Origin of the sequence: Demequina activiva, from assembly GCF_016862815.1 — a bacterium.
GTDB classification, from domain to species: Bacteria; Actinomycetota; Actinomycetes; order Actinomycetales; family Demequinaceae; genus Demequina; species Demequina activiva.
Window position 1 is genome coordinate 138,158 of sequence record NZ_BONR01000002.1, and the last position, 22,263, is coordinate 160,420.

Consider the following 22,263-nt stretch of genomic DNA (forward strand, 5'->3'; position numbering starts at 1 on the left):
CGTCTCGCCTCTCGGCGCCGCTGTTCACGGGAAGACATGCCTCAACGCGTCCTCGGAGGACTGAGTGGCAGGCGCGGTCCTGTATGTGCTGTACCTTTCGAAGCGACCACTGCGGCCATCGCGGAGGACCTGAATGTCGTGGCGTGCCAGCACGTTCTCACCATCGAGTTGCTCGAGCATGTGCAGCTCAAGGACGCCCTGCGTGGCGCTGGACTTCATGTTCGGAGTGTAGCCCGCGTCACTCGTCCTCACGTTGAGTGTTTCGGCTCTGAGGTCGGCCTCGGCCTTGGCGGCTGGAGTTGGATGCCCAACGGCGTACTGCTGTGCCCTGGGGGATCGCCCGCGAATAGGTGTCGCCCTCGACCTTGACTAGCTGCCCGGGTTCCAGCCGGTTGCGACCAACGCGGCGACCGGCCCGAACAGCGGCTGGGGGAGTGTGTCCCAGTCGAACCACGCCCACTCGTCGATCTTGTCCGGCTCCGTGGTGACCGGCTCGCCCTCCGCCTCCACGGCGTAGTGCAGCGTGACGTAGTGCAGGCCGTGCTCGGGAAACACGTCGTCGGTCCAGGTGATCGGCTCGACGGAGGTGGCCATCAGCCCGGTCTCCTCCTCCAGCTCACGTGCTGCCGCATCGGCCGGTGCCTCGCCCGGCGCGACCTTGCCGCCGGGGAAGGACCACGTGCCGGCGCCGTGCGAGCCGCGACGTCGGCCCAGCAGCACTTTGCCATCCCTCACCACCACAGCGCTGGTGCCCACCAGCGGCCCGCGCGGCGGCACGTCCAACTCTGGCAGCCCGGCGTCCATCCACTTGTCGATGGCAAGCGGCTGCCACGCCTCCAGACGCTCCAGTAGACCCTCTGCGTCGTCCTCGGTCAGCAGCAGCGCGCGGTGCTCGGGGCGGATGAAGCGCTGCCGCACCGCGTGGTCGAGCAGCTGCTTGAGGTCGTCGTAGAAGCCGGCCACAGACAGCAGGCCCACCGGCTTGTCGTGAAAGCCCAGCTGCGTCCACGTCGTGACCTCCAGGACCTCCTCGAAGGTGCCGAGGCCGCCGGGAAGGGCGATGAACGCATCGGACAGGTCCGCCATCATCGCCTTGCGCTCGTGCATGGTGTCCACCACGTGCAACTGCGTCACGCCCCGGTGGCTCACCTCCCGGCGGTCCAGCGCCTCCGGGATCACGCCGATGACCTCGCCTCCGGCCTTGAGTGCGGCGTCCGCCACCGCGCCCATGAGGCCCACGCTGCCGCCACCGAACACGACGCCGATGCCGCGGCTCGCGAGCAACGTGCCCAGCGCCGTGGCCGACTCCATGAACCGGGGGTCGGCACCGGGGCTGGAGCCGGCGAACACGCACACGCGCTTGAGAGTCATGCGGACATCCTTGCATCCGGCGGGCCGACTAGGCCCGCGCCCGCAGGCGCGCACCTGCGACCCCCAGGAACGCGATCACCACGGTGGCGCCCGCGAGCGAGGCGTAGAACACCGGGTCGAGCCCGAGGCTGAATCCGCGCACCATCGCCAGCGACGCGGCAATGAGCCCGGGCAGCGCCGTGAGGGTGCCGATCACCACCGCGCCCACGCCCACCAGCGCCGCCTCGACGCCCAGCATCGCGCGCAGCTGACGGCGCGTGGCGCCCAGCCGCCCCAGCAGGGCGAACTCGCCGGTCCTGGACCGCGTCGCGATCACCAGCGCATTCGCCGCCGCAATCCCGATGAACGCCAGCAGCACCATCAGCAGGACGTTGGACAGCCGCGAATCGTCGCTGCCACCCGCCACAGCCGCCTCCACGTACTCCGCAGCAGGGATCATCGGGAACCCGGCATCCGACGTCGACGCGGCCACCGCATCGGCCGCGCCCGGCTCCGTCTCGACATACACAGTGGCACCACCGGACGAGCTCGCAGTCGCCGGACTCATGATGAGGCCGCCCAGTCCCAGACCGCGCTCGTACACGGCGACCACTCGAGGGCTGGTCTCGGTCCCATCGGGCCAGCGCAGCTCAAGCCGATCGCCCACGCCCATGCCGGGCAACGTGAGCCCGTCTGCGGCGATCGCGACCGTGTCCGGCTCGGCAAGATCAGCCATGTCGCCGGCAGTCACGCCCGGATCGACGAGCCCAGCCGGGTCCTCGAGCACCGTCACCGCGCCCGCCTCCCAGTTCAGGCCGTCGAGGAAGGGGAGGTCCTCGTCGGCGGAATCGGTCCTGACCTGGACCATCGCCTGGCCCGTCGTGGCGACAGCCTCCACGCCGGGCGCTCCGGCGAGAGCCTCCCGCGCATCGACCGCCTGCTCGGACGGGCCCTGCCACACCAGGTCAGCGGCAAGCGCGTCGCCCAACTGCTGCGCCGCCGCCTGCGCGACCGTGTGATTCACACCCGTCTGCACCGAGCCCAGGGACACCAGCAGCGCCAGCGGCACCACGGCCGCCGTGAGGCGACGGGAGAAGCCGCGCGCGTTCGCGCTGGCCAGCACCGTCGCCGCGTGTCCCTGCAAAGAGCGTCGCCGCGTGAGCCACGTGGCTGCGCGGAGCACCAACGCCGGGCCCGCCAGGCCTACGGCGATCAGATACAGGAACGCCGATGCGGCACCCGCCGCGCCGCCCACGGCACCCGGGAGAAAGACGGGGGTGAGTGTCACCAGCAGCCCAGCGCCCGCGCAGATCCACGCCGCGACGATGCGTCCTGGGCTGAGCGCCCGTGCATCCGCGGTGGACGTGCCCACCGCCGCAGTGGGACTCAGCCGCGCCATCTCCCGCGCCGCGAGCCGTCCCGCGATCCACGCCGCCGGCAGCAGCAGCACGGCCGCCCCCAGCAGGGGCCACGGGGACGGCGAGGGCGCGAAGCCGGGCTCGACAATCCCGCTGGAGGTCAGCAGCGGCACCAGCGCGCCTGCGCCCCACCAGCCAGCGACCCCGCCCGCGAGCAGCGCCACGGCGGAGATCGCCATCACCTCGGTGGTGATCAGCGAGCGCACCTGCCTGCCCGTGGCGCCCACGGCGCGCAGCAGTGCGAACTCGCGGCGCCTGTCTCGCAGGGCCGCCGCGAAGGCCTGCGAGACCACGAAGACCGCGAGCATGAGGGCAACGCCCGCGAAGGAGCCCATCGCGGCAGGCAGCATCATCGCCGTGGGGGAGAAGGGATCGCTCTCGCGCAGCCCGGACTCGATGAGGACGCCAGAGGCGACCATCAGCGCCGCCGCGAGCACCACGGTGAGGAACACACCCGCTGCGCTGGGCCAGTGGGCTCGCAGCGCCCGGACTGACACCTGCCGCATCCCAGCGGCTGCCACGGCGGTCACCGTCCCAGCTCCAGCACGCGCTGCGACAGTTGCGGAGCCGTCAGTCCCGCGGCGCGGTCCACCACGGCGCCGTCCGCGAGGAACACGACCTCGTCCGCAGCGGCCGCCACCTGAGGATCGTGCGTGACCATCACGAGCGTCTGGTGGAAGGCGGTCACGGCCTCGCGGAGCGCATCCAGGATGGCGGCGCCGGTGTGGGAGTCGAGCGCACCCGTGGGCTCGTCCGCGAAGATCACCGCCGGCTGCGTCGCCAGCGCCCGCGCGATCGCGACGCGCTGCGCCTGCCCGCCGGATAGCTCGCTCGGCAGCCTGTGCGCCATGTCGCTGAGTCCCACGGCGGCCAGCAGCTCGGACTCGCGCCGCGCATCGGCCATCCTGCCGTCTAGCCACCACGGCAGGCGCAGGTTCTCGGCGACGGTGAGGTGGGGGAGCAGGTTGTAGGACTGGAAGATGAAGCCCACGTGGCGGCGTCGGAACTGCGTGAGCGCATCCGCGGACAGGTGGCTGACGTCCGTGTCGCCGATGACGATGCGTCCCGACGTGGGACCGTCGAGCCCGGCGGCGACGTTCAGGAGCGTGGACTTGCCGGAGCCGGAAGGGCCCATCACGGCGGTGAAGGAGCCCGCCGCGATCGCGAGGGTCACGCCGCGCATTGCGTGCACCGGCTGCGCGCCGCCAGGGTAGGTCTTGTGCACGTCAGTCAGGCTCACGGCCGTGCGGTTCGTCGTGAGGGGAGCGGTGGCCGATACGGCCGATGGGTGGGTCATCGTGACCTCCAGGGTCGGGCCCGGCGCGGGGTGCGCCGGCTACGGCCACGCTAGGAATCCGGACCGCGCCCGCTCTAGCGGCAAAGGTGCCCATTCGACAGGCTCCGCCTTTAGGAGGAACGGTCCTGCGACGAGGTATGCGGACGTCGCGCGATGGGGGAGACTATTGCTCCATCACGTAGTGACAGACTCCACGAGCGGAGGAGGACCATGGACGCAGAGGCCAGGGAGCAGCGCATCAGCGCAGCGTTCGTTGCCGCCGCAGACACCCTGACGGCCGAGTTCGATGAGGTCGAGCTCCTTCACACAGTTCTCCAGGACTGTGTGGAGATCCTGGGGATGAAGGCAGGCGGGCTGCTGCTCGCTGACGCCGATGGCAAGCTCCAGCTCCTCACCTCCACGGGAAGTGCAGCGGCATTCGTCGAGGTGATGCAGCTGGGCGCCGATGCGGGTCCCTGCATCGACTGCTACGACCGAGGAGAGAGGGTCTCGGTGAGCGACATCGAAGGCGAGCGCGAACGGTGGCCTGAGTTCAGCCGCGCCGCGGTGGCCCAAGGGTTCCGTTCCGCGCTGGCCACGCCGATGAGGCTGCGTGGAAGGGTCATCGGCTCGATGAACCTGTTCGGCGAGCACACGGGGCACGTCAGCGACCGAGACGCCGCCTTGGCCCAGGCCCTGGCCGATGTCGCCACGATCGGCCTGCTCCAAGAGCGCCTGGTCCGTGAAGGCAAGATGATCGAGGAGCAGCTCCAGCGCGCCTTGGACACCCGCGTCGCCATCGAGCAGGCCAAGGGTGTCATCGCGGGCTCGCTCTCGGTCTCGATGGACGAGGCCTTCGGGCTCATGCGGACCTACTCGCGCGATCGGAACCTGACCCTGCACGGTGTCGCCCAGAGCCTGAGCGCCCGGGAGCTTACGGCCCACGACTTCCGCGTCTCGGCGGAGCAGACCGCCACGTAGCAGGAGCGCTCCACCCGTGTTAGGGTCCGTAGCAGTCGCTCCAGACCTCGGCGACCGACCTTTTTTTGGTATGGAACCGAGGAGCATTGTGACTGATGTGTCTGCTGATGACACCCGTGCGACGACAACCAAGCCCCGGCGCTTGATCACCCTTCGGGAGCTGGAACACCGCCTCGACAGGCTCGAACGACTCCAGGAGCTCGATCGCCGCGCCGCGGCCGCCGCGTGCCCGCACGGCGGGGCGCCACACGACCGGACCGCGCCTGGCCCTGGCACCACCGTGATCTTCTCGGACGAGGTGTGCGACGAGTGCGGCGCACAGTCCGCTCAGCCCGCTCAGCCCGCTCAGCCCGCTTGAGGCTATCGTCCTCGTGATCGTCTAGCCGTCCACCTCGACCACGCGGTGCTGGTACGCCCACACCACGGCCTGCAGGCGGGAGCGCACGCCGATCTTGGGCAGCATGCGCGAGATGTGCGACTTCACGGTGGACACCTCGAGCACCAGCTCACGCGCGATGTCCTCGTTGGACATGCCCTGTGCGAGCAGTAGCAGGATGTCGAGTTCGCGTGGTGACAGCAGCTCCGATCCTTGCGCGACAGTGACCGGCTGAGCCTGGCGGCGACGCGAGAACTCGCGAATGACCATGCGAGTGAGGCTGCCGTCGAGGGTGCCGTTGCCGGCCGCGACCGAGCGCACGGCGGCCAGGATGTCCGCCGGCTCGGAGTCCTTGAGCATGAAGCCAGAAGCGCCGGCCTCGAGCGCCGCGAACACGTAGTCGTCGATCGCGAAGGTGGTCAGGATCAGCACCGGGACCTGTCGCTCTGCGGCAGGGTCGCACAGCTCCTTGGTGACGCTGATGCCGTCACGGCCAGGCATGCGCACGTCTACGCAGGCGACGTCCGGGCTCAACTCGCGCGCCATCTCGACCGCCTGGTCGCCGTCCGCGGCCGTGCCCACCACCTCGAGGTCGGGCTCGGCGCCCAGCAGGGCGGCAAGGCCGGCCCGCACCAGGCCCTGGTCGTCGGCGATCAGCACGCGGATCATGGCGCCTCTCCTGGGATGGCGTCGGATGCGGGCGCGGCTACCGGGGTGGGCGCGGTCTCGCGGGGGATGCTCAGCCGTACCCGCCAGCCGCCGTCCTCGGTGGGGCCGTACGTGAGCGCGGACCGCGTGAGCGCCGCGCGCTCCTCCATGCCGCGCAGCCCGAAGCCGCCCGGCCCATCGCTCGAGGTCTCAGCGCCGGCCGAGCCCGGGCCGTTCGTGACCACCACCTCGAGAGCGTCGCCCGCATCGCGCAGCTCGATGGCGCATCGGCCGCCCGGCGCGTGTCGCGCCGCGTTCGCGAGCGCCTCCTGCACGGTCCGGTAGGCAGCGAACTGGGACAGAGGGCCGATGCCGTGGGCGAGATCGCGCACCGACGCGCCCTGAGGGAGGCGCAACTCGACGTCGCGGCCGCGCTGTGTGGCCTCCGGCACGAGGGTCTCCAGCCCGGCGAGGGACTCGACAGCCGTGGAGACGTCACCGTCCTGGCGCAGCAACGCGACCAGGCCGCGCAGTTCGTCCAGCAGCGTGCGCGTCTGGGCCCGGACATCGGCCAGGCCCTGCTTGGCCGTGGCCGGATCGGTGTCGATCTGCTGCGAGATTGCGGAGGACATCAGCGCGATGCCGGACAGGTGATGCGCGGCAATGTCGTGCAGCTCGCGGGCGATGGCCGTACGCTCCGCCGCCAGCGCCGCCTCCGTGCGTGCCTCCAGTTCGCCCGCAAGCGCCGTAGCCTCACGCTCGCGGGAGGTGCGGACCTGCGCGCGGGCGTTCACCGCGGCGGCGATCCCGGTCGGCACGCCCACCACCACCACGGCCTGTGCCACCGCGGCGGCGACGGGCACCAGCGCGCCCTCGTCGAGCCGCAGGTTCGCGATCGCGCCGGCTGCTGCCGTCAGCGCGGCCGTGATCGCCCAAGGTGTCCACGTCTCGCTGACGCCGGTCTCGCCGGAGCTGCGGTGCCGCGTGGCCGCGTAGCTCGCGGCGATCACAGCGAGCAACGGGACGCTCGACGCGTCCCCCAAGCCCACTGCGGCCACGGCGAGCGCGAGCGCGCCCATCGCCACCAGCACGTGCCCCGGCGCCGAGCTCAGCCACGCCAGTCGCGCCCCCTGGACGATCACGGCGAGGACCGCGAACCACCACTGCCAGTCGCCGGGCCGTGGCATCGTGATCGCCGTTTCGGGATCCACGCTGGACAGCGCCGGCAACAGCAGCAGCATGGCCAGCGCCAGCGCGGTGACGGTCGCGCTGAGCGTCACATCGCGGCGCTCCGGGGCGCGTGGCGCGAAGGTCATGTGCCTAGGTTCTCACGGGGTGTCCATGGTGCGACGTCCCAGGTTCTGTATGACCCCGTCGAAACGATCGGGAAGATACCTCGGCCTTTGTGCGTTGACGACGGCGACCCGACCACCACGGTCCCATCGATGGGGCCGCGACAGATTGGAAACACCGTGATCATTCTTGGTCTGATTCTCTTCCTGATCGGCGTTCTCGCGTCGATCCCGATCCTGACGACCATCGGAATCGTGCTCCTCGTGGTCGGCCTCGTCCTGCTGCTCCTCGGCCGCTCCGGCCGCAGCCTTGGCGGGCGAAAGCACTGGTTCTGAACCACCCCTGACTTCCCCAGCCACGTCGTGAGACTCCGCTGACCACGAGGCGGGCTCCGCAGGGACATCCCTGCAGGGCCCGCCTCGTGCTGTGTCCGGGTGCGGGACCGGGAGCCGGCGCGGCTACTCGGCGCTCGCGCGGTAGGCGGCCGCCATGTCCTCGTTGCCGTAGCCGGCCGCGACGGCGCGAGCGAAGCGCTCGGCCGCCGCCTCGGCGCCGTCCAGCCGCACGCCGTGGGCGGTCGCCGCGGCCACGATCAGTTCCGCGTCCTTGCCGGCCGCCGCGACCGAGAAGCTCGGGGGAGTGAGCGCATCGTCCAGGATGAGGCCCGCCTTGGCTCGCAGGTACCCGCTGTCGAGCGGTCCGCCCTCGATCAGGTCGAGGAACTGGCGCGGGTCCACGCCCAGCGCCTGCGCCAGCGCGACCATCTCGCCCGCGGCGTTCGACACGGCGATCACCCAGCTGTTGGCCACGAGCTTGAGGCGCGTGGAGGCGGCCGATGCGCCATCGAGCCCCGTCCAGACCGTGCGGCTTCCCACGGCCTCCAGCACGGGCGCGAGGGTCGCCCGGACGTTCTCCGGCCCGGCGGAGAGCACCGTGAGCTGACCCGCCTCCGCGGGAGCGCGCGTGCCGAGCACGGGGGCGTCGACGAAGGTCACGCCGTGTCGCTGGGCAAGCGCGGCGAAGTCGGGCACCTCGTCCACGCCCACCGTCGTGCACTGCAGCCAGACGGCGCCTTGCCGCATCGCGGGAGCGGCCTCCTCCATCACCTCGCGCACCGCCGGGCCGTCGAAGAGCATGGTGAGCACCACATCGGCCCTAGCGACTGCATCGGCCGCCATCTCGACCACGATCGCGCCGTCCGCCTCGAGCGGGCGCGCGCGCTCGACAGTGCGGTTCCAGACGGTGACGTCCAGCCCCGCGCGCGCGAGGTTGCGCGCCATGGCCGCGCCCATGATGCCGGTGCCGAGGACTGCGATGGAGATGCTCATGCGCCCATCGTGGCACGGCGCGCTAGCGTCCTGTCATGACGACGCTGCACCTCCTGACAGGCCTCCCAGGCTCCGGCAAGACCCACTACGCCGCGCAGCTCCTCGCGCGCGAGTCCGGCCGCCACGTCGCGATGGACGATGCGGTGCTGGCGCGCGGCCTCAGCCTCGTCGACTACGAGGCTCGCTTCGCGCTGCAGCCGGAGGTCGAGGCCACCATCCCGCCGCTGCTGGCGAGCGGGGTGACGGTGGTGGCCGAGTTCGGCTCGTGGTCGCGGGAGGAGCGGGACCGCCTGCGAGCGCTCGCCCACGGCACCGGCGCCCGCACCGTGCTGCACTTCGTGGACATGCCCGTGGACGTCTGCATCGCGCGGGTGCTCCAGCGCGGCGGCGACGATGCGCAGGCGCTCGCGGATACCGTGCTGCGCGACTCCGCGCACCTGTACGAGCGGCCCACCGAGGACGAGGGCGCCGCCTACGACGCGTTCGAGATCGTGCGCGGCTGACGTCATCGGTGACGCGCGCATCGCCACGCGGTGGGACTGGCGGCGCGACGGCGGGCGATGTCAGACCCCCCTGTTTGACTGTTCTCATGGCCAATGACACGGCAGAGATCGAGCGGGTGAGCACCCTCCTGGGCGAGCTCGCCGCGCGCGATGTCTCCGGCCTGTCCACGGACGTGCTGCTGGCGCAGAACGCGGCGATCGCGAGGCTCGAGCGCCTCGTGGGTGCGCTCGGCTCGCGCTATGCGGGCGAGATCGCGCGCCGCTCCGCGCCCGAGCTTCCCGGCGGCGGCCTCGCGCGGCGCACCGGTCAGGGCAACGCCGCGACGCTCGTGTCGACGGTCCGCGGCGGCACCGTGGCGGGCGCCAAGCGCTCGATCAGCGCCGGTGGCGCCTTCTTCCCGGCCGATGCGCCTGCTGGGCTCGGCGGTGAGAGGGCCGATGCGCCGGCCAAGGCTCCGGCACCCCGGTACCCGGCGGTCGCTCGGGCCTCGGTGACGGGGGAGCTGTCGGTGGATGCGGCAGGCCTGATCGTGGACGGACTCGACAAGGTTCGCGCGCACGTCGAGGCCGCAGTGCTGGCGGAGGTCGAGGAGCGGCTGGTCACGCGAGCGGTGACCATGAGCGCCCACGACGTGCGCAAGATGGTGCTGCGCGCCCTCGCCCGGGTGGACCGCGTCGCGCACGAGCGCCGCGAGCGCGAGCAGCACGAGGCGCGCTACCTGTGGTGGAAGCAGGACCACGAGGGCACGGTGGTGATCCACGGCCAGATGGACGCGGTCACGGCCGCGCCGGTCATCGCGGTCCTCGAGCAGATGACCACACGCGACGTGCGCCGGCAGGGCCGCGACCACGGTGAGGACGGCGAGGGCCGCACGCCGGACGGGAGGACCGTTGGCCAGATGCGCGTCGACGCCCTCCACGACCTCGCGCGCCACGCGCTCGGGTGCACGGAGACCACGCGCTCGGGGGTGCGCACGTCGATCGTGGTCCGCATGTCGCTCAACGACCTCCGCACCGGTGACGGGCAGGGCAGCATCGACGGGATCGACCAGCCGGTGTCGGTGCGCGAGCTCCGCCGCCTGGCAGGCGACGCCGGAGTGATCCCGCAGGTGCTCGCCGGGGACGGCGCGGTGCTGGACATGGGGCGCACGGTGCGGCTGTTCACCGCCGCTCAGCGGCTCGCGCTCCTGGAACGAGACGGAGGGTGCGCCAAGTGCCACGCCCCGCCCGAGCACTGCGAGGCGCACCACATCGAGTGGTGGGATCACGGAGGCCGCACGGACCTCGCGAACGGCGTGATGCTCTGCACCCGCTGCCACCACGACGTGCACCGTCAGGGCTGGGAGATCCGCGCGAGCGCGACCGCCGTGACCTTCATCCCGCCGCCACACCTCGACCAGGGGAGAGCTCCGTCTCCGGGAGGGACGCGAGCGCTCGACATCGACATCCCGCCGCCGCCGGACATCCGCTGGCCAGAGGTCACCCCGGAGGACGAGGCGATGGTGCGCGCCTGGGTCGCCGCCGACCGAGCCGCCAGGGGAGAGCCCAGGGGAGAGCCCTGGGAAGAGCAGTACGCAGCGATGCGGGTAGTTGCTGCGTGGCACGAGGAGCGAGCAGAGGCGTAGCAGGGCGCGCCCGTCCGGGTGGTAGAGCGCCCCGGCCCGGTTCACCTGCGGGTGGCTTGCCCGATCAGCGGCTGGAACTGCCGGTGGAACTGCCGGTGGAGCTACGGCTAGAGCAGCCGCTCGAGCGCCCGCAGCGGAATCTGCACCCAGTCGGGCCGATAGTTGGACTCGTAGACCACCTCGTACAGCGCCTTGTCGATCTCGTACGCATGCAGCAGTGCCGCGGCCGCGGGGGAGTCCTCGTAGCCGTAGCCGCGCAGGAACGCGTTGCGGTTGCGCCGCACCCAGTCGTCGATGAACGCCGTGTCCTCGATGCCGTTGACGATCGCCACGGAGTGCGCCGCGTAGTCGAGCGACCGCAGCAGGCCCGCGACGTCCCGCGCCGCGGCATCCAGCCGCACGCGGTCCTCGAGAGGCTGAGCCGGCTCGCCCTCGAAGTCGATGATCTTCCAGCCGTTGGTGGTGCGCAGCGTCTGGCCCAGATGGAAGTCACCGTGCACGCGCTGCACCTCGATGGGTGCGGCATCCTCGAGCGCCGCATACGCGTCCCGAGCGCGCGGTGCGAATGCGGCGACGTTCTCGTGCATCGTCACCGCGGTGTCCGCACGTGCATGGAATCGCGCCACCAGGGCGGATACGTCCTCCGCCCCCCAGGTGGCCGTGCCCAGCGCCTCGCGCATCTCCCGGTGCACCACGGCCAGCGTGGCGCCCAGGCGCTCCGACTCGCCGGCATAGTCGCCGCCGGCCTCGCGCGCCCGCACCTCGTCGTCCTGGAGTGCACGCACGCTCGTGCGCGCCGTGTCCCAGCCGTCCGTGGCAGACCGCTCGAACACGCCGGCCATCGCGAGGTCGATGTCCCCCGCGGAGATCCAGCCCAGCAGCGGCGAGATCTGCTCGGAGCCCATGCGCGTGAGCGCGGCCTGGATCTCGATGTCAGGGTTGCGCCCCGGCGCGAGCTTGCGGAAGAACTTCACCAGCGCATCGCCCACGATCACCGACGTGTTGGACTGCTCGGCGGACAGCAGCACGGAGCTCTCGGGGTCCTCGAGCGCGAATCCCTCGAGACGCTCGTACGCGAGCCCCGCCGGCGCATCGGCCGTGTCCGAGAACCCGCGCAGCAGCAGCGCGCGTGCCTCCGGGTCATGCATCGCGTCGTACACGTAGAGCACCTGGCCGTCCAGCGTCGTGGCTCCCACGAAGCCATATGACAGATCCTCGCGAGGCTGCTGGCGGTAGGACAGCGGCACGTTGAACAGCGCCCCGGCCTGGACCAGCTCGAAGCGCACTCCCACCCCGGAGGCGGGGTCGCTCAGCCACGGCAGCTCGTGCACCGACTCGATGGCGACCTGCTCGCCGCCCTGACCGGACCAGCGCTGACGAGCGATGTACGCGGCCAGCTCGTCACGTTCCATCCACTGACTCATGGCAGCGTTCCTTCCGAGAGGGGGGATCGGGAGATCTTGAACCAGTAGAACCCATGCCCGGCCAAGGTGAGCAGATACGGCAGCTCGCCGATCGCCGGGAACTCCACGCCGCCGATCATCTCCACCGGCCGCGACCCCATGAACTCGTGGAGGTCCAGCTCGACGGGCTGCGGGAAGCGCGACAGGTTGTTGACGCACAGCATCACGTCGTCGCCGTCCTGGCGCAGGTAGGAGAACACGGACGGGTTGGAGCCGCCCAGGTCGTAGAAGCTGCCGGCGCCAAAGGCCGTGTGCTGGCGACGCACCTGCAGCATGCGCCGCGTCCAGTGCAGCAGCGAGGACGGGTTCTGCTGCTGCGCCTCCACGTTGATCGACTGGAAGCCGAACACCGGATCCATGATCACGGGCAGCGACAGCTTGCCCGGCGTCGCCGTCGAAAACCCGGCATTGCGGTCAGGCGTCCACTGCATCGGCGTCCTGACCCCGTCGCGGTCTCCCAGCCAGATGTTGTCGCCCATGCCGATCTCGTCGCCGTAGTACAGCACCGGCGAGCCCGGCAGGCTCAGCAGCAGCGCCGTGAACAGCTCCATGCGGTTGGTGTCGTTGTCCAGCAGGGGAGCCAGGCGGCGGCGGATCCCGATGTTCGCCTTCATCCGCGGGTCCGTCGCGTACTCGTTCCACATGTAGTCGCGGTCCTCGTCCGTGACCATCTCCAGCGTGAGCTCGTCGTGATTGCGCAGGAAGATGCCCCACTGGCAGTGATCCGGGATCTCCGGGGTCTGATCGAGGATCTCCGAGATGGGGTAGCGCGACTCGCGCCGCACCGCCATGAAGATGCGCGGCATCACGGGGAAGTGGAAGCACATGTGGCACTCGTCGCCGCCCACGGCCGGGTCGCCAAAGTAGTCCACGACATCCGCCGGCCACTGGTTGGCCTCGGCGAGCAGCACCCGCCCCGGGTAGTGCTCGTCCACGTAGCTGCGCACCTTCTTGAGGAACTCGTGGGTGCGCGGCAGGTTCTCGCCGTTGGTGCCCTCCTCCTCGTACAGGTACGGCACCGCGTCGAGGCGGAAGCCGTCCACGCCACGCTCCAGCCAGAAGGTCAGCGCCTCGAGCATCGCGTCGTGCACGGCCTCGTTCTCGAAGTTGAGGTCCGGCTGGTGGCTGTAGAAGCGGTGCCAGAAGTACTGCTGGCGCACCGGGTCCCACGTCCAGTTGGAGGCCTCGGTGTCCACGAAGATGATGCGCGCATCGGCGTAGGCCTCGTCCGTGTCGTGCCACACGTAGAAGTCCCCGTACGGGCCGTCGGGGTCGCTGCGGGAGGCCTGGAACCAGGGGTGCTGGTCCGAGGTGTGGTTCATCACCACGTCGATGATGACCCTCATGCCGCGATCGTGGGCGGCGTCGAGGAACTCCTGGAAATCGTCGATGGTGCCGATGTCCTCCGCGACGCCCGTGTAGTCGGCGACGTCGTAGCCGCCGTCACGCAGGGGCGAGGGGAAGAACGGCGGCAGCCACAGACAGTCGACGCCCAGCCACTCCAGGTAGTCGAGCTTCTCCGTCAGGCCGCGCAGATCGCCCACGCCGTCGCCGGAGGAATCGTTGAAGGAACGGATGAGCACCTCGTAGAACACGGCCTGCTTGAACCAGTCCGGATCCGTGGGGACGGGGTCGTGCGCGACATCGGTCATGTCCCCAACGTATGCAGGTATCTCCTCAGATGCCAGGGCGAAGGGCCGACAGGCGCCGTTTTGGGGTCGCAACGAGCCGAACGCACCCCGGCGCCCAGGTCGCGCTCGCGCGACCGACGGGCGATGCTGGAGGGATGGCGAAGCTCACCATCCCCGAACCCGTCGCGTCCTTCATCGATGCGGTCAACCGGCACGACGAGGAGGCGTTCCTCGACGCGTTCGTCGCCGGCGGCTACGTCGACGACTGGGGCCGCACGTTCCACGGTCGGGACCAGCTCAAGGCGTGGAGCGACACGGAGTTCATCGGCGCGCACGGCACCCTGACGCCGCGCGAGGTGGACATCGAGGGCGACGTCATCACGGTGAAGGGCGACTGGGAGGCCACGCACGCGAACGGATTCTCGAGCTTCGAGTTCGTGCCCGAGGACGGCTCGATCGCGTCCCTGACCATCCGGGAGGGCTGAGAGCGCGTGGGTGAGGGTCGAAGCAGCCCACCCTCGTGGAGGAACCCGTGAGACGCACCGCACGCTCCCTCGTCGCCGTCGCCCTCGCAGCCGCGCTCACCGCGGGCCTCGACGGCTGTGACAGCCTCCCGGAGATCGACCCCTCACGACTGCCCGACATCACCAGCGTGCCGCTTCCCACGGACACGGCCGGCCCCGCGCCGGAGCCCACCGCGCCTGAGCCCACCGAGGCGGTGACCGAGGAGCCGGAGCCCGTCCCCACGGAGACCGACACGGAGGAGCCCGAGCCGGAGCCTACCGCGACCGCCGCGCCGTCCGAGGAGCCCGCGGAGGAGCCCGCCGCGGAGGAGGACGCGACCGTATGGTGGCCGTGGGTCCTGGCCGCCCTCGTGGCGCTGGTGATCATCGTGGCGATCTGGCGGTTCCGGCAGAGGCGTCGCGCCTGGGACAAGCGGCTGTCGCACGCCGCTGGTGAGATGTCGTGGCTCGAGGAGTCGCTGATTCCGCAGGTCCTGTCCAAGCCCAGCGCCGCCGAGGCGTCAACGCTGTGGCGGGCGGCCCGCCCCCGGGTCCTCGAGCTCGATCGCGAGCTCCACGACCTGGGCCAGAGCGGCCCCACCGATGCGCGCACCGCTGCCGCCGGCGAGGGCTCGCAGGTGCTGGGCGGGCTCGCCGCCGCCGTGGATGCCGAGACCTCGACCGAGCCCGGCATGGGCGCCGATGCGCTGCGAGCGTCCCGCGCTCAGCTCGACCAGGCACGGGCTCAGGCGCGCGGGTGGATCGAGGAGGTGCGGCGGTAGGCGAGGGGCGCTCCTCAGGCGCCGAACTCGCGCCTGCTCTCCGGCATCATCCAGTCCTCGTCCGCCACGCGCGTGCTGAGCAGCGGGTCGCCATCCTTGACCAGCAGGTACTCGGTGCTGATGTCCCGCGGACCCTGGTCCGGATCGTCCCAGGTGGTGTCGACCAGCACCCAGCGCCCGTCCACGAGCACCTTGTTCCACGCATGTCCCGCGGACAGCTCGCTCGTGCTGTCGGTGCCGGTGACCGTCACGGCGTCGAGGCCCGCGAGCTCGGCCATCGCGGTGAACGCCATCGCGTATCCCGTGCACACGGCGCTTCCCTCGACGAGGATCCCGTAGGCCTCCTGGGACTGCTGGACGATGGGAAGTGCCCGGCCCACCTCCAGCGCATCGGACGCCTGAGTGTCGTACGTGGCCGCGGTGACGATGTAGTGATGGATCAGGCTCGCCTTCTCCGCGTCGCTCGCGGCGCCGGCGACACCGGCGGCGACCAGGGCGTCGGCTGCGGCCTGGCGCGTCTCGCTGCGACGGCGCTCCGCCTCCTCGTCGTCGTACACGTAGTTCGGCTGCAGGGTGAACGTGCCCGCGAGCTCCCGGACGGTCCACAGGTCGACGTACACGTACGGGCTCTGGATCGCGGCCTCGCCCACGGCCGCGAGGATCGCGTCCGTGCCGTGCTCGTGCGCCCACTGCGTCACGTCGATCGCCGGCGCCTGCGTGACCAGCAGTGGCTCGAGCGCGACGGCCATGGGCGTCGAGCTGTAGGTCCCGTAGGGCGTGTCCGGCGCGATGGGGGCAGCCGTCGCGTCCTCGACCACCGTGAACTGAACCCGCTCGGGCGTCGAGCCCCAGCCGCCGGACACCATGGACGCGATGCCCGCCGCGACCGCGACCGGCACCAGCAGGCCGAGCGCACGGCTGGCACGCGATCGGCGCGGCGGGACCGTAGCCGGGTACGCAGGCGCTGAGAAGGACGGCCCGTGGCTCGTAGGCGTGTGCGGGGACCAGGCAGGTCCGGGTGCCGGTGCGGTCACCGGCGCCGCCACGGCGGTGCGCGGCCGGGTGTGCGTGGTCCAGCGCTGACCGTCCCAGTAGCGCTCGTACGTCGGCGAGCTCGGGTCCGGCATCCATCCGGCCTGTGGCAGCGGCGCAGGCGCTGGCGCCGGCGCGGCAGCGCTCTCGCCGGCCCCCCCGTCGGGATAGAACATCACGCGGCCACCGTCCTCGCGGGCCAGGCGCCGCCCCCACGGCCGCGCGTGGATGAGACAGTACCTCACCACTCCGCCCTCGCCACGCTGGTGCGGGCCGCGTCGATCGGCGAGGGCTAGGCCTGCTCCGCCGTGGCCACCTGGCCGGCGTCCACGACCTCGCCCACGAGGCGCTCGATGACGTCCTCGAGCATCGCGGCTCCGATCACCGTGCCAGCGGGCTCATCGGTCGCGCTCGAGCCGTCGCCCCCGTCCTCGCGCACCAGGGCGATGTGGGTGCCACGCACCTGCATCGCCGTCAGCGCCTCCTCGAGCGACGTGTCGGGCGTCAGGAAGGTGATGGGACGGACCGCATCCTCCGGGATGGGCTTGCTGGCGTGACCACGCGGCACCTCGACGAAGTCCTTGAGGTGCAGGTAGCCCACGTACTCGCCGTCCGCGTCGATCAGCGGGAACCGCGAGAAGCCCGTCCTCACGCACTCCTTCTGCGCGCGCTGCGGCGTCACGTCGACGGGCAGGGTCACGAGGTCCTCGCACGGCGTCAGCACATCCATGACCGTCTCGAAGGACAGCTGGATCGATCCCGACATCACGCGGTGCTCCTCCTCATCGAGCAGGCCCTCCTGGCGCGACTCGGCCACGAACGCGGACACCTGGTCTGCATTGAACGCACTGGCGACCTCGTCCCGAGGCGTCACGCGCAGGATCTTGAGCACGCCGTTCGCGAACCAGTTCAGGGCCCAGATCACCGGCTTGAGCACCCACACGATCGCGTACATCGGGGGTCCGAGCAGGATCGCGGAACGCTCCGGTCCGGCGATCGCGATGTTCTTGGGAACCATCTCGCCCAGGACCATGTGCAGGGCGACCACGATCACGAGCGCGATCGCGAACGCGATCCCGTGCAGCCAGGCCCCCTCGACGCCGATCGCGGCGAGAGGCTTCTCCAGCTGATGCGCCACCGCGGGCTCACCGATCGCGCCCAGGCCCAGCGAGCACATCGTGATGCCCAGCTGTGCGCCGGCCATCATGAGGGACACCTTCTCCATGGCACGCACGGTGATGCGCGCGGGGTAGGAGCCCTCCGCGGCGCGAGGCTCGATCTGCGTGCGGCGAGCGGAGACGAGCGCGAACTCCGCGCCCACGAAGAACGCGTTGCCCGCGAGCAGCGCGACGGCGATGAGGATCGCGGTGAGGTCAGACATCCGCGGCCTCCCTGTCGCCGTCCTCGCCACGCGAACGGCGCGAGCGTGGCGAGTCCTCGTCCCCGTCGTCGTCCTCGTCGTCCTCACGCGGCACGACCTCGAGGATCACCCTGTCCACACGGTGGCCGTCACGCCGCGTGACGCGCAGGCGCACCTTCACGGGCGTGGGGATGTCGTCCTCGTCGCGGTGGTCCTCGTCGCGCGCGTCCACCTCGATCACGTCGCCCACGTGCGGGAAGCGCTCGAGGTGCTCCGTGATGAAGCCACCGAGCGTGTCCGACTCGCGCGCCTCCGGCATCTCGATGTGCGCGATGTCTCCGGCCTCGTCCGGTCGCAGCAGGCCGGACAGCGACCAGCGCCGCTCGTCCAGCTGCCGGAAGCGGGCGACGGGACGGTCCTGCTCGTCCTCGATCTCGCCCACGATCTCCTCGACCAGGTCCTCGAGCGTGACGACGCCATCGGTGCCGCCGTACTCGTCCACGACGATCGCCACCTGCGAACCCTTGCGCAGCGCGTCGAGCACGGCGCTGAGCGGCATGGTGGACGGCACGGACTCCACGGGCAGCATGATGTCGCGCATCGTCATGCCCTTGCGCTGGCGCGGCGGGACCGCGAGCGCCTTCTTGAAGTGCGCCACGCCCAGGATCTCGTCCACGTTCTCGCCCATGACGGGGAAGCGCGCGTGCCCCGTGCGCGAGGCGAGCGCGAGCAGGTCCGCCACGGAGTCGTCTGCCTCGACGAACGTGACGCGCGTGCGCGGGGTCATCGCATCGGACGCCGTGCGGTCCTTCATCTCGGCCGCTCTCGCGAGCCTGCGCGCCACCCGGGGCTCGAGCGTGCCCTGGGCGGCCGAGCGCTCAGCGAGCGACTCGAGCTCCTGGGCCGAGCGCGCCGAGGCGAGCTCCTCGCGCGGCTCGATCCCGAACCGGCGCACCACCCAGTTGGCGGAGCCGTTCAGCACTCGCAGCAGGGGGCCTGCGAACCACGTGAAGCCCCGCTGGGCTCCGGCGACGGCACGGCCGATGCGCAGCGGCTCCGCGATCGCCCAGTTCTTGGGCACCAGCTCCCCGAAGATCATCTGTGTCGCCGTCGCGATGATGAACGCGGCCGTGAAGGACACGGCGACGGATGTGGCCTCCGGCAGTCCCAGCGACTCGATGGGTCCGCGCAGCAGCGTCGCGATCGACGGCTCCGCGATGAATCCCACCAGCAGCGAGGTGACGGTGATGCCCAGCTGAGCACCGGACAGCTCGGTCGAGAGTTTCTTGAGCCCGGCCTGGAGCGACGCCGCGCGCTTGTCGCCCGACTTCGCCGCGCGGTCCACCGTGGGCCTGTCGACCGTGACGAACGCGAACTCCGCAGCGACGAACAGCCCGTTCGCGGCGATCAGCGCCACGGCCAGCAGCAACAGCAGCCAGGCCTGGGTCATGACAGGTCGCCTGTGCGAGAGCCGGTGGCGGCTCGATGAATGAGGGCAGGCGCCGGGCCGCGCGTCATCGCCAGGGGCGAGGCAACGGGCCGGCGCTCAGGACTATGGCCGTCGGGCATGCCGAAAGTGTACGCGAGGCGCGCGCGCTCGCACGCGATCGCTCGTGACCTTGGTCCCATGCTGCGTGCGTGAGCGCTTCTACGCTCGTGTGCAGGAAGCACCGCGAGGAGGTGGGGCAGCCGTGGGCGCCGAGCATTGCTCTCATGTCGACGACCGTGCGGGACATGAGCCCGTGCGGCGGCCGTCGTGTCCCATCGCCCTGCGCACCACCACCATGGCGGCGATGCTCAACGGAGAGCTCGCCGACCATGGCGTGTACGACGGCTTCGAGCTGCAGTGGTTCGACGATGCGCTCCACGGCACGGGCATGGCGGTGCTGCTGAGCCGCCGCGAGGATCGCTCCGTCGACTGCTACGTTCACCACGACATCTGCCTCGATCGCGCCATGTACGGCATCGGCGCGGGCGTGCGGACGTGGAACCGCGTCGACCTGCGCGGCGCGCACCTCGAGGTGCACGCGGACGGCGTGTCCGCCGAGGTCGCCTTCCTTGACGTCGACGGACGCCAGGTGATGATCGACATCGACGATCGCGATGGCGTCGCTCGCCGCCCAGCCGCCATGCTCGCGCCGGTGGGCGCGGGGACCGTGCGGCCCTCGTCCTTGATGCTCGTCTGGATGCCGCGCTTCGACCTGGTGCGATCGGCGCCCGGCCGCGGCCCTGTCGTCCGCATCGACGGCGAGGACGTGGCGCTCGGCACGCTGCCCGGCGCCCGATGGCACGGTCGCCACCTCCTCAAGTACGCGGCGCCCGTGTGGCCCATCGAGCTGTGCCGCGACGGGGACGCCCCTGCGGTGAGCGGGGGACAGGGCCGTGCCTGCCTCACGGGCGACGGTCGCGCCGTGAAGGCCATCAGCGCCGCCGCCGAGGGCCACGCCGCCCACATCGTGTTCGACCCCGCCTTCCCTGACCTGCGCGCCCTCGACGCCGGTCAGGCGCGGGAAGGACGGTGGACGGTCGCCGTCAACGACGTCGACCTCACGGGCGGCGTCTGGACCGCGACCCCAGGCCCTGGTCGCACGGAGGTCCATCTCGAGGTGACGCGCTCCTGGCGCCCCGGCGCGCTGCCATGGCTCATGCGCGTGGTCACCACGCTCATGCCGGTGTTCCGCCGGTGGCCACGCACCTACGCGTGGCGCGCGACCGTGCCCGACGGGGGCGGCCCGCCGCACGGGCGATGGCTGCGCACGGGCGGGCAGGACGGCACCGCCTACCGCCGCGCCACCCGCACCTGAAGGCGCTCGCGGCACCGGACCTTCGCCGCGCATCGGCCCAGGTGCGCGGGGTAGCGTGGCGGTCATCGGCCTCGACGCATGCGGCCGTGTCACCGTCCGTCCCAGCACCGTGAGGTCCTCGATGGCAGCCCCGACTGGCCGCGCCTCAGGCGCGTCGCCCGCCAAGCGCGAGCATTGGAGCGGACAGACCGCGTTCATCCTCGCGGCCGTGGGCTCCGCGGTGGGCCTGGGCAACATCTGGCGCTTCCCCGGCCAGGCCTACGAGGCCGGCGGCGGCGCGTTCATGATCCCGTACCTCGTCGCGCTGGTCGCCGCCGGCATTCCCATCCTGTTCCTCGAGAACGGCATCGGACACCGGTTCCGCGGCTCCGCACCGCTCGCGATGCGTCGGTCCACGCGCCGCGGCACCAGCCGGGCGGGCGAGGGCGTGGGCTGGTGGCACGTCGCCGTGTGCTTCGTCATCGGGCTGTACTACACCGCGGTGATCGCGTGGGCGGCCAGCTACTTCTTCTTCAGCTTCGACCTGCGCTATGCGGACGATCCCGGTGGCTTCTTCCTGGACCAGTACCTGCGCCTGGGGGAGCCGGGCACGGTGTCGCTCGAGTTCGTGCCCGGGGTGCTGTGGCCGCTGCTGGGCGTGTGGGCCGTTGCGATCGCCATCCTCGCGCTGGGCGTCGCCCACGGCGTCGAGCGCCTCAACGTCATCGGCATCCCGCTGCTGGTGGTGACCTTCCTCATCCTCGCGGCGCGAGCCCTCACCCTCGAGGGCGCAGGAGACGGCCTGAGCGCGCTCTTCACGCCGGACTTCGCGGCGCTGCGCGACGTGGACGTGTGGATCGCGGCCTTCGGGCAGGTGTTCTTCTCGCTGTCGCTGGCCTACGGCGTGATGATCACCTACGCGTCGTACCGCCGCCGGCGCTCCAACATCACCGGCCCGGCGCTCGTGGTCGCGTTCGGCAACAGCTCCTTCTCGATGCTCGCGGGCATCGCCGTGTTCTCCGCGCTGGGCTTCCTCGCGCACCAGGAGGGCGTCGCCGTCGCGGACCTCGAGGGCTACTCCGGCGTCGACCTGTCCTTCGTGACCTTCCCCGCCGTCATCGCGCAGATGCCCGGCGGCGCCTTCTTCGGCGCCCTGTTCTTCGCGGGGCTGGTGATCGCCGGCCTGACCTCGCTGATCTCCGTGCTGCAGACCATCTCCGCCGCCCTCCAGGACAAGTTCGGCTGGAACCCGCGCGTCTCCGCGGTGGTGGTGGGCGTGATCTCCGCGGTGCTGTCCGCCGTGGGCTTCGCGACCACCACGGGGCTGTTCCTGCTGGACGTCGTGGATCAGTGGTCCAACCAGCTCGGGATCGTGGCCGGCGCTGTCGCGATGATCGCCGCGGCTCTGTGGTTCGGACGCCGCGGCACCGAGCTCAGGCGTCACCTGTCCACGGTGTCGACCTTCCGGCTGGGCCGGGCGTGGGTGGTGCTCGTCAACGTGGTCGCGCTGGTGCTGATCTTCATGTTCGTGTCCAAGGCCGTGACGCTCGGCGCCTACGGCTACGGTGACTATCCCACCTGGTATGTCGTGGTGTTCGGATGGGGGACGGCGGCCTTCCTGCTCGCCGTCGCAGCGGTCCTGTCGCTGGTGAGATGGCGGCGCGACGTGCGCGACTTCTCGCCGTGGCCCACCCGAGCCCAGCTGAACCTGCCGGCCCAGCCCGACCCCACCGGCGCATCGGCCGGTCGCGAGGAGCACCAATGACGGCCGATGCACTGGTGCTGATGATCGCGACCCTCGTCGTGGTCTGGGGCGGCCTGGGCGCGTCGATCGCCTTCCTGGCGCGGCGCCCGGACCGCACGGATCTGCCCGAGGGCGGCGAGGACGATCCCGCGGCGCAGTCCTGACGT

The 22,263-nt window shown here is 71.1% G+C and carries 22 protein-coding genes; 10 read left to right on the forward strand and 12 right to left on the reverse strand.

From position 1 onward, the window contains the following. Positions 1–24: 24 nt before the first annotated feature. From Dac01nite_RS05395 to Dac01nite_RS05410, 4 genes are all read right to left on the reverse strand, one after another. Entirely contained in the window at positions 25–219 is a 195-nt protein-coding gene (locus Dac01nite_RS05395; RefSeq protein WP_203653988.1) for a hypothetical protein, read from the reverse strand. Positions 220–369: 150 nt separating this feature from the next. Next, positions 370–1,371: a TIGR00730 family Rossman fold protein gene (locus Dac01nite_RS05400; protein WP_203653997.1), complete on the reverse strand. Its 1,002-nt coding sequence runs from the start codon at positions 1,369–1,371 to the stop codon at positions 370–372. 28 nt (positions 1,372–1,399) lie between these two features. Continuing rightward, positions 1,400–3,265 carry an FtsX-like permease family protein gene (locus Dac01nite_RS05405; RefSeq protein WP_203653999.1) on the reverse strand — a complete coding sequence of 622 codons (1,866 nt, stop codon included), beginning with the start codon at positions 3,263–3,265 and terminating at the stop codon, positions 1,400–1,402. Positions 3,266–3,294: 29 nt separating this feature from the next. Beyond that, positions 3,295–4,008, reverse strand: a complete 714-nt coding sequence (locus Dac01nite_RS05410; protein ID WP_239066534.1) for an ABC transporter ATP-binding protein — start codon at positions 4,006–4,008, stop codon at positions 3,295–3,297. 267 nt (positions 4,009–4,275) lie between these two features. On the opposite strand from Dac01nite_RS05410, the gene Dac01nite_RS05415 reads away from it, so the two are divergent. Both Dac01nite_RS05415 and Dac01nite_RS05420 read left to right on the forward strand, forming a co-directional pair. Beyond that, the gene (locus Dac01nite_RS05415; RefSeq protein ID WP_203654003.1) at positions 4,276–5,025 is read left to right on the forward strand and encodes a GAF and ANTAR domain-containing protein; all 750 of its coding nucleotides are present in this window, start codon (positions 4,276–4,278) and stop codon (positions 5,023–5,025) included. Between the two features lie 88 nt (positions 5,026–5,113). After that, positions 5,114–5,383, forward strand: coding sequence for a hypothetical protein (locus Dac01nite_RS05420; RefSeq protein WP_203654031.1), 270 nt, complete (start codon positions 5,114–5,116; stop codon positions 5,381–5,383). Between the two features lie 21 nt (positions 5,384–5,404). Here Dac01nite_RS05420 and Dac01nite_RS05425 read toward each other — a convergent pair whose 3' ends face one another. Both Dac01nite_RS05425 and Dac01nite_RS05430 read right to left on the reverse strand, forming a co-directional pair. After that, positions 5,405–6,070, reverse strand: a complete 666-nt coding sequence (locus tag Dac01nite_RS05425; RefSeq protein WP_203654033.1) for a response regulator — start codon at positions 6,068–6,070, stop codon at positions 5,405–5,407. Next, complete coding sequence (locus tag Dac01nite_RS05430; protein WP_203654035.1) at positions 6,067–7,365, reverse strand: sensor histidine kinase; 1,299 nt, start codon at positions 7,363–7,365, stop codon at positions 6,067–6,069. The genes Dac01nite_RS05425 and Dac01nite_RS05430 overlap by 4 nt, the downstream gene beginning before the upstream one ends. Before the next feature lie 156 nt (positions 7,366–7,521). Here Dac01nite_RS05430 and Dac01nite_RS05435 point away from each other — a divergent pair, with 156 nt between their 5' ends. Continuing rightward, complete coding sequence (locus Dac01nite_RS05435; protein WP_203654037.1) at positions 7,522–7,677, forward strand: DUF6131 family protein; 156 nt, start codon at positions 7,522–7,524, stop codon at positions 7,675–7,677. A gap of 123 nt (positions 7,678–7,800) precedes the next feature. Here the strand turns inward: Dac01nite_RS05435 and Dac01nite_RS05440 are convergent, their stop codons facing one another. Next, positions 7,801–8,670, reverse strand: coding sequence for an NAD(P)-dependent oxidoreductase (locus Dac01nite_RS05440; RefSeq protein ID WP_203654039.1), 870 nt, complete (start codon positions 8,668–8,670; stop codon positions 7,801–7,803). Between the two features lie 35 nt (positions 8,671–8,705). On the opposite strand from Dac01nite_RS05440, the gene Dac01nite_RS05445 reads away from it, so the two are divergent. Both Dac01nite_RS05445 and Dac01nite_RS05450 read left to right on the forward strand, forming a co-directional pair. Then, positions 8,706–9,173, forward strand: a complete 468-nt coding sequence (locus Dac01nite_RS05445; RefSeq protein ID WP_203654041.1) for a P-loop nucleotide/nucleoside kinase family protein — start codon at positions 8,706–8,708, stop codon at positions 9,171–9,173. A gap of 86 nt (positions 9,174–9,259) precedes the next feature. Beyond that, complete coding sequence (locus tag Dac01nite_RS05450; RefSeq protein ID WP_203654043.1) at positions 9,260–10,798, forward strand: HNH endonuclease; 1,539 nt, start codon at positions 9,260–9,262, stop codon at positions 10,796–10,798. A 107-nt stretch (positions 10,799–10,905) separates the two neighbouring features. Here Dac01nite_RS05450 and Dac01nite_RS05455 read toward each other — a convergent pair whose 3' ends face one another. Continuing rightward, on the reverse strand, positions 10,906–12,222 hold the full coding sequence (locus Dac01nite_RS05455) for a maltokinase N-terminal cap-like domain-containing protein (protein WP_203654052.1): 1,317 nt from the start codon (positions 12,220–12,222) through the stop codon (positions 10,906–10,908). After that, positions 12,219–13,913 (reverse strand): maltose alpha-D-glucosyltransferase, encoded by a 1,695-nt coding sequence (treS, locus tag Dac01nite_RS05460; RefSeq protein WP_203654060.1) that lies wholly within the window; start codon positions 13,911–13,913, stop codon positions 12,219–12,221. Before treS ends, Dac01nite_RS05455 begins: the two co-directional genes overlap by 4 nt. A gap of 134 nt (positions 13,914–14,047) precedes the next feature. Between treS and Dac01nite_RS05465 the strand changes: the two genes are divergently transcribed. Beyond that, complete coding sequence (locus Dac01nite_RS05465) at positions 14,048–14,377, forward strand: nuclear transport factor 2 family protein (RefSeq protein WP_203654062.1); 330 nt, start codon at positions 14,048–14,050, stop codon at positions 14,375–14,377. Positions 14,378–14,424: 47 nt separating this feature from the next. After that, the gene (locus tag Dac01nite_RS05470) at positions 14,425–15,177 is read left to right on the forward strand and encodes a hypothetical protein (protein ID WP_203654064.1); all 753 of its coding nucleotides are present in this window, start codon (positions 14,425–14,427) and stop codon (positions 15,175–15,177) included. Positions 15,178–15,191: 14 nt separating this feature from the next. Here Dac01nite_RS05470 and Dac01nite_RS05475 read toward each other — a convergent pair whose 3' ends face one another. From Dac01nite_RS05475 to Dac01nite_RS05485, 3 genes are all read right to left on the reverse strand, one after another. Continuing rightward, entirely contained in the window at positions 15,192–16,385 is a 1,194-nt protein-coding gene (locus Dac01nite_RS05475) for a transglutaminase domain-containing protein (protein WP_239066570.1), read from the reverse strand. 116 nt (positions 16,386–16,501) lie between these two features. Continuing rightward, positions 16,502–17,590, reverse strand: coding sequence for a hemolysin family protein (locus tag Dac01nite_RS05480; protein ID WP_203654068.1), 1,089 nt, complete (start codon positions 17,588–17,590; stop codon positions 16,502–16,504). After that, complete coding sequence (locus Dac01nite_RS05485; protein WP_203654070.1) at positions 17,583–19,019, reverse strand: hemolysin family protein; 1,437 nt, start codon at positions 19,017–19,019, stop codon at positions 17,583–17,585. Before Dac01nite_RS05485 ends, Dac01nite_RS05480 begins: the two co-directional genes overlap by 8 nt. A 241-nt stretch (positions 19,020–19,260) precedes the next feature. Between Dac01nite_RS05485 and Dac01nite_RS05490 the strand changes: the two genes are divergently transcribed. The 3 genes from Dac01nite_RS05490 to Dac01nite_RS05500 all read left to right on the forward strand — a co-directional run bounded on the left by Dac01nite_RS05490 (position 19,261) and on the right by Dac01nite_RS05500 (position 22,260). Next, positions 19,261–20,373: a hypothetical protein gene (locus tag Dac01nite_RS05490; protein ID WP_203654072.1), complete on the forward strand. Its 1,113-nt coding sequence runs from the start codon at positions 19,261–19,263 to the stop codon at positions 20,371–20,373. Between the two features lie 121 nt (positions 20,374–20,494). Next, positions 20,495–22,117 (forward strand): sodium-dependent transporter, encoded by a 1,623-nt coding sequence (locus Dac01nite_RS05495; protein ID WP_203654074.1) that lies wholly within the window; start codon positions 20,495–20,497, stop codon positions 22,115–22,117. After that, on the forward strand, positions 22,114–22,260 hold the full coding sequence (locus Dac01nite_RS05500) for a methionine/alanine import family NSS transporter small subunit (protein WP_203654076.1): 147 nt from the start codon (positions 22,114–22,116) through the stop codon (positions 22,258–22,260). The genes Dac01nite_RS05495 and Dac01nite_RS05500 overlap by 4 nt, the downstream gene beginning before the upstream one ends. The last annotated feature ends 3 nt before the right edge of the window (positions 22,261–22,263 follow it).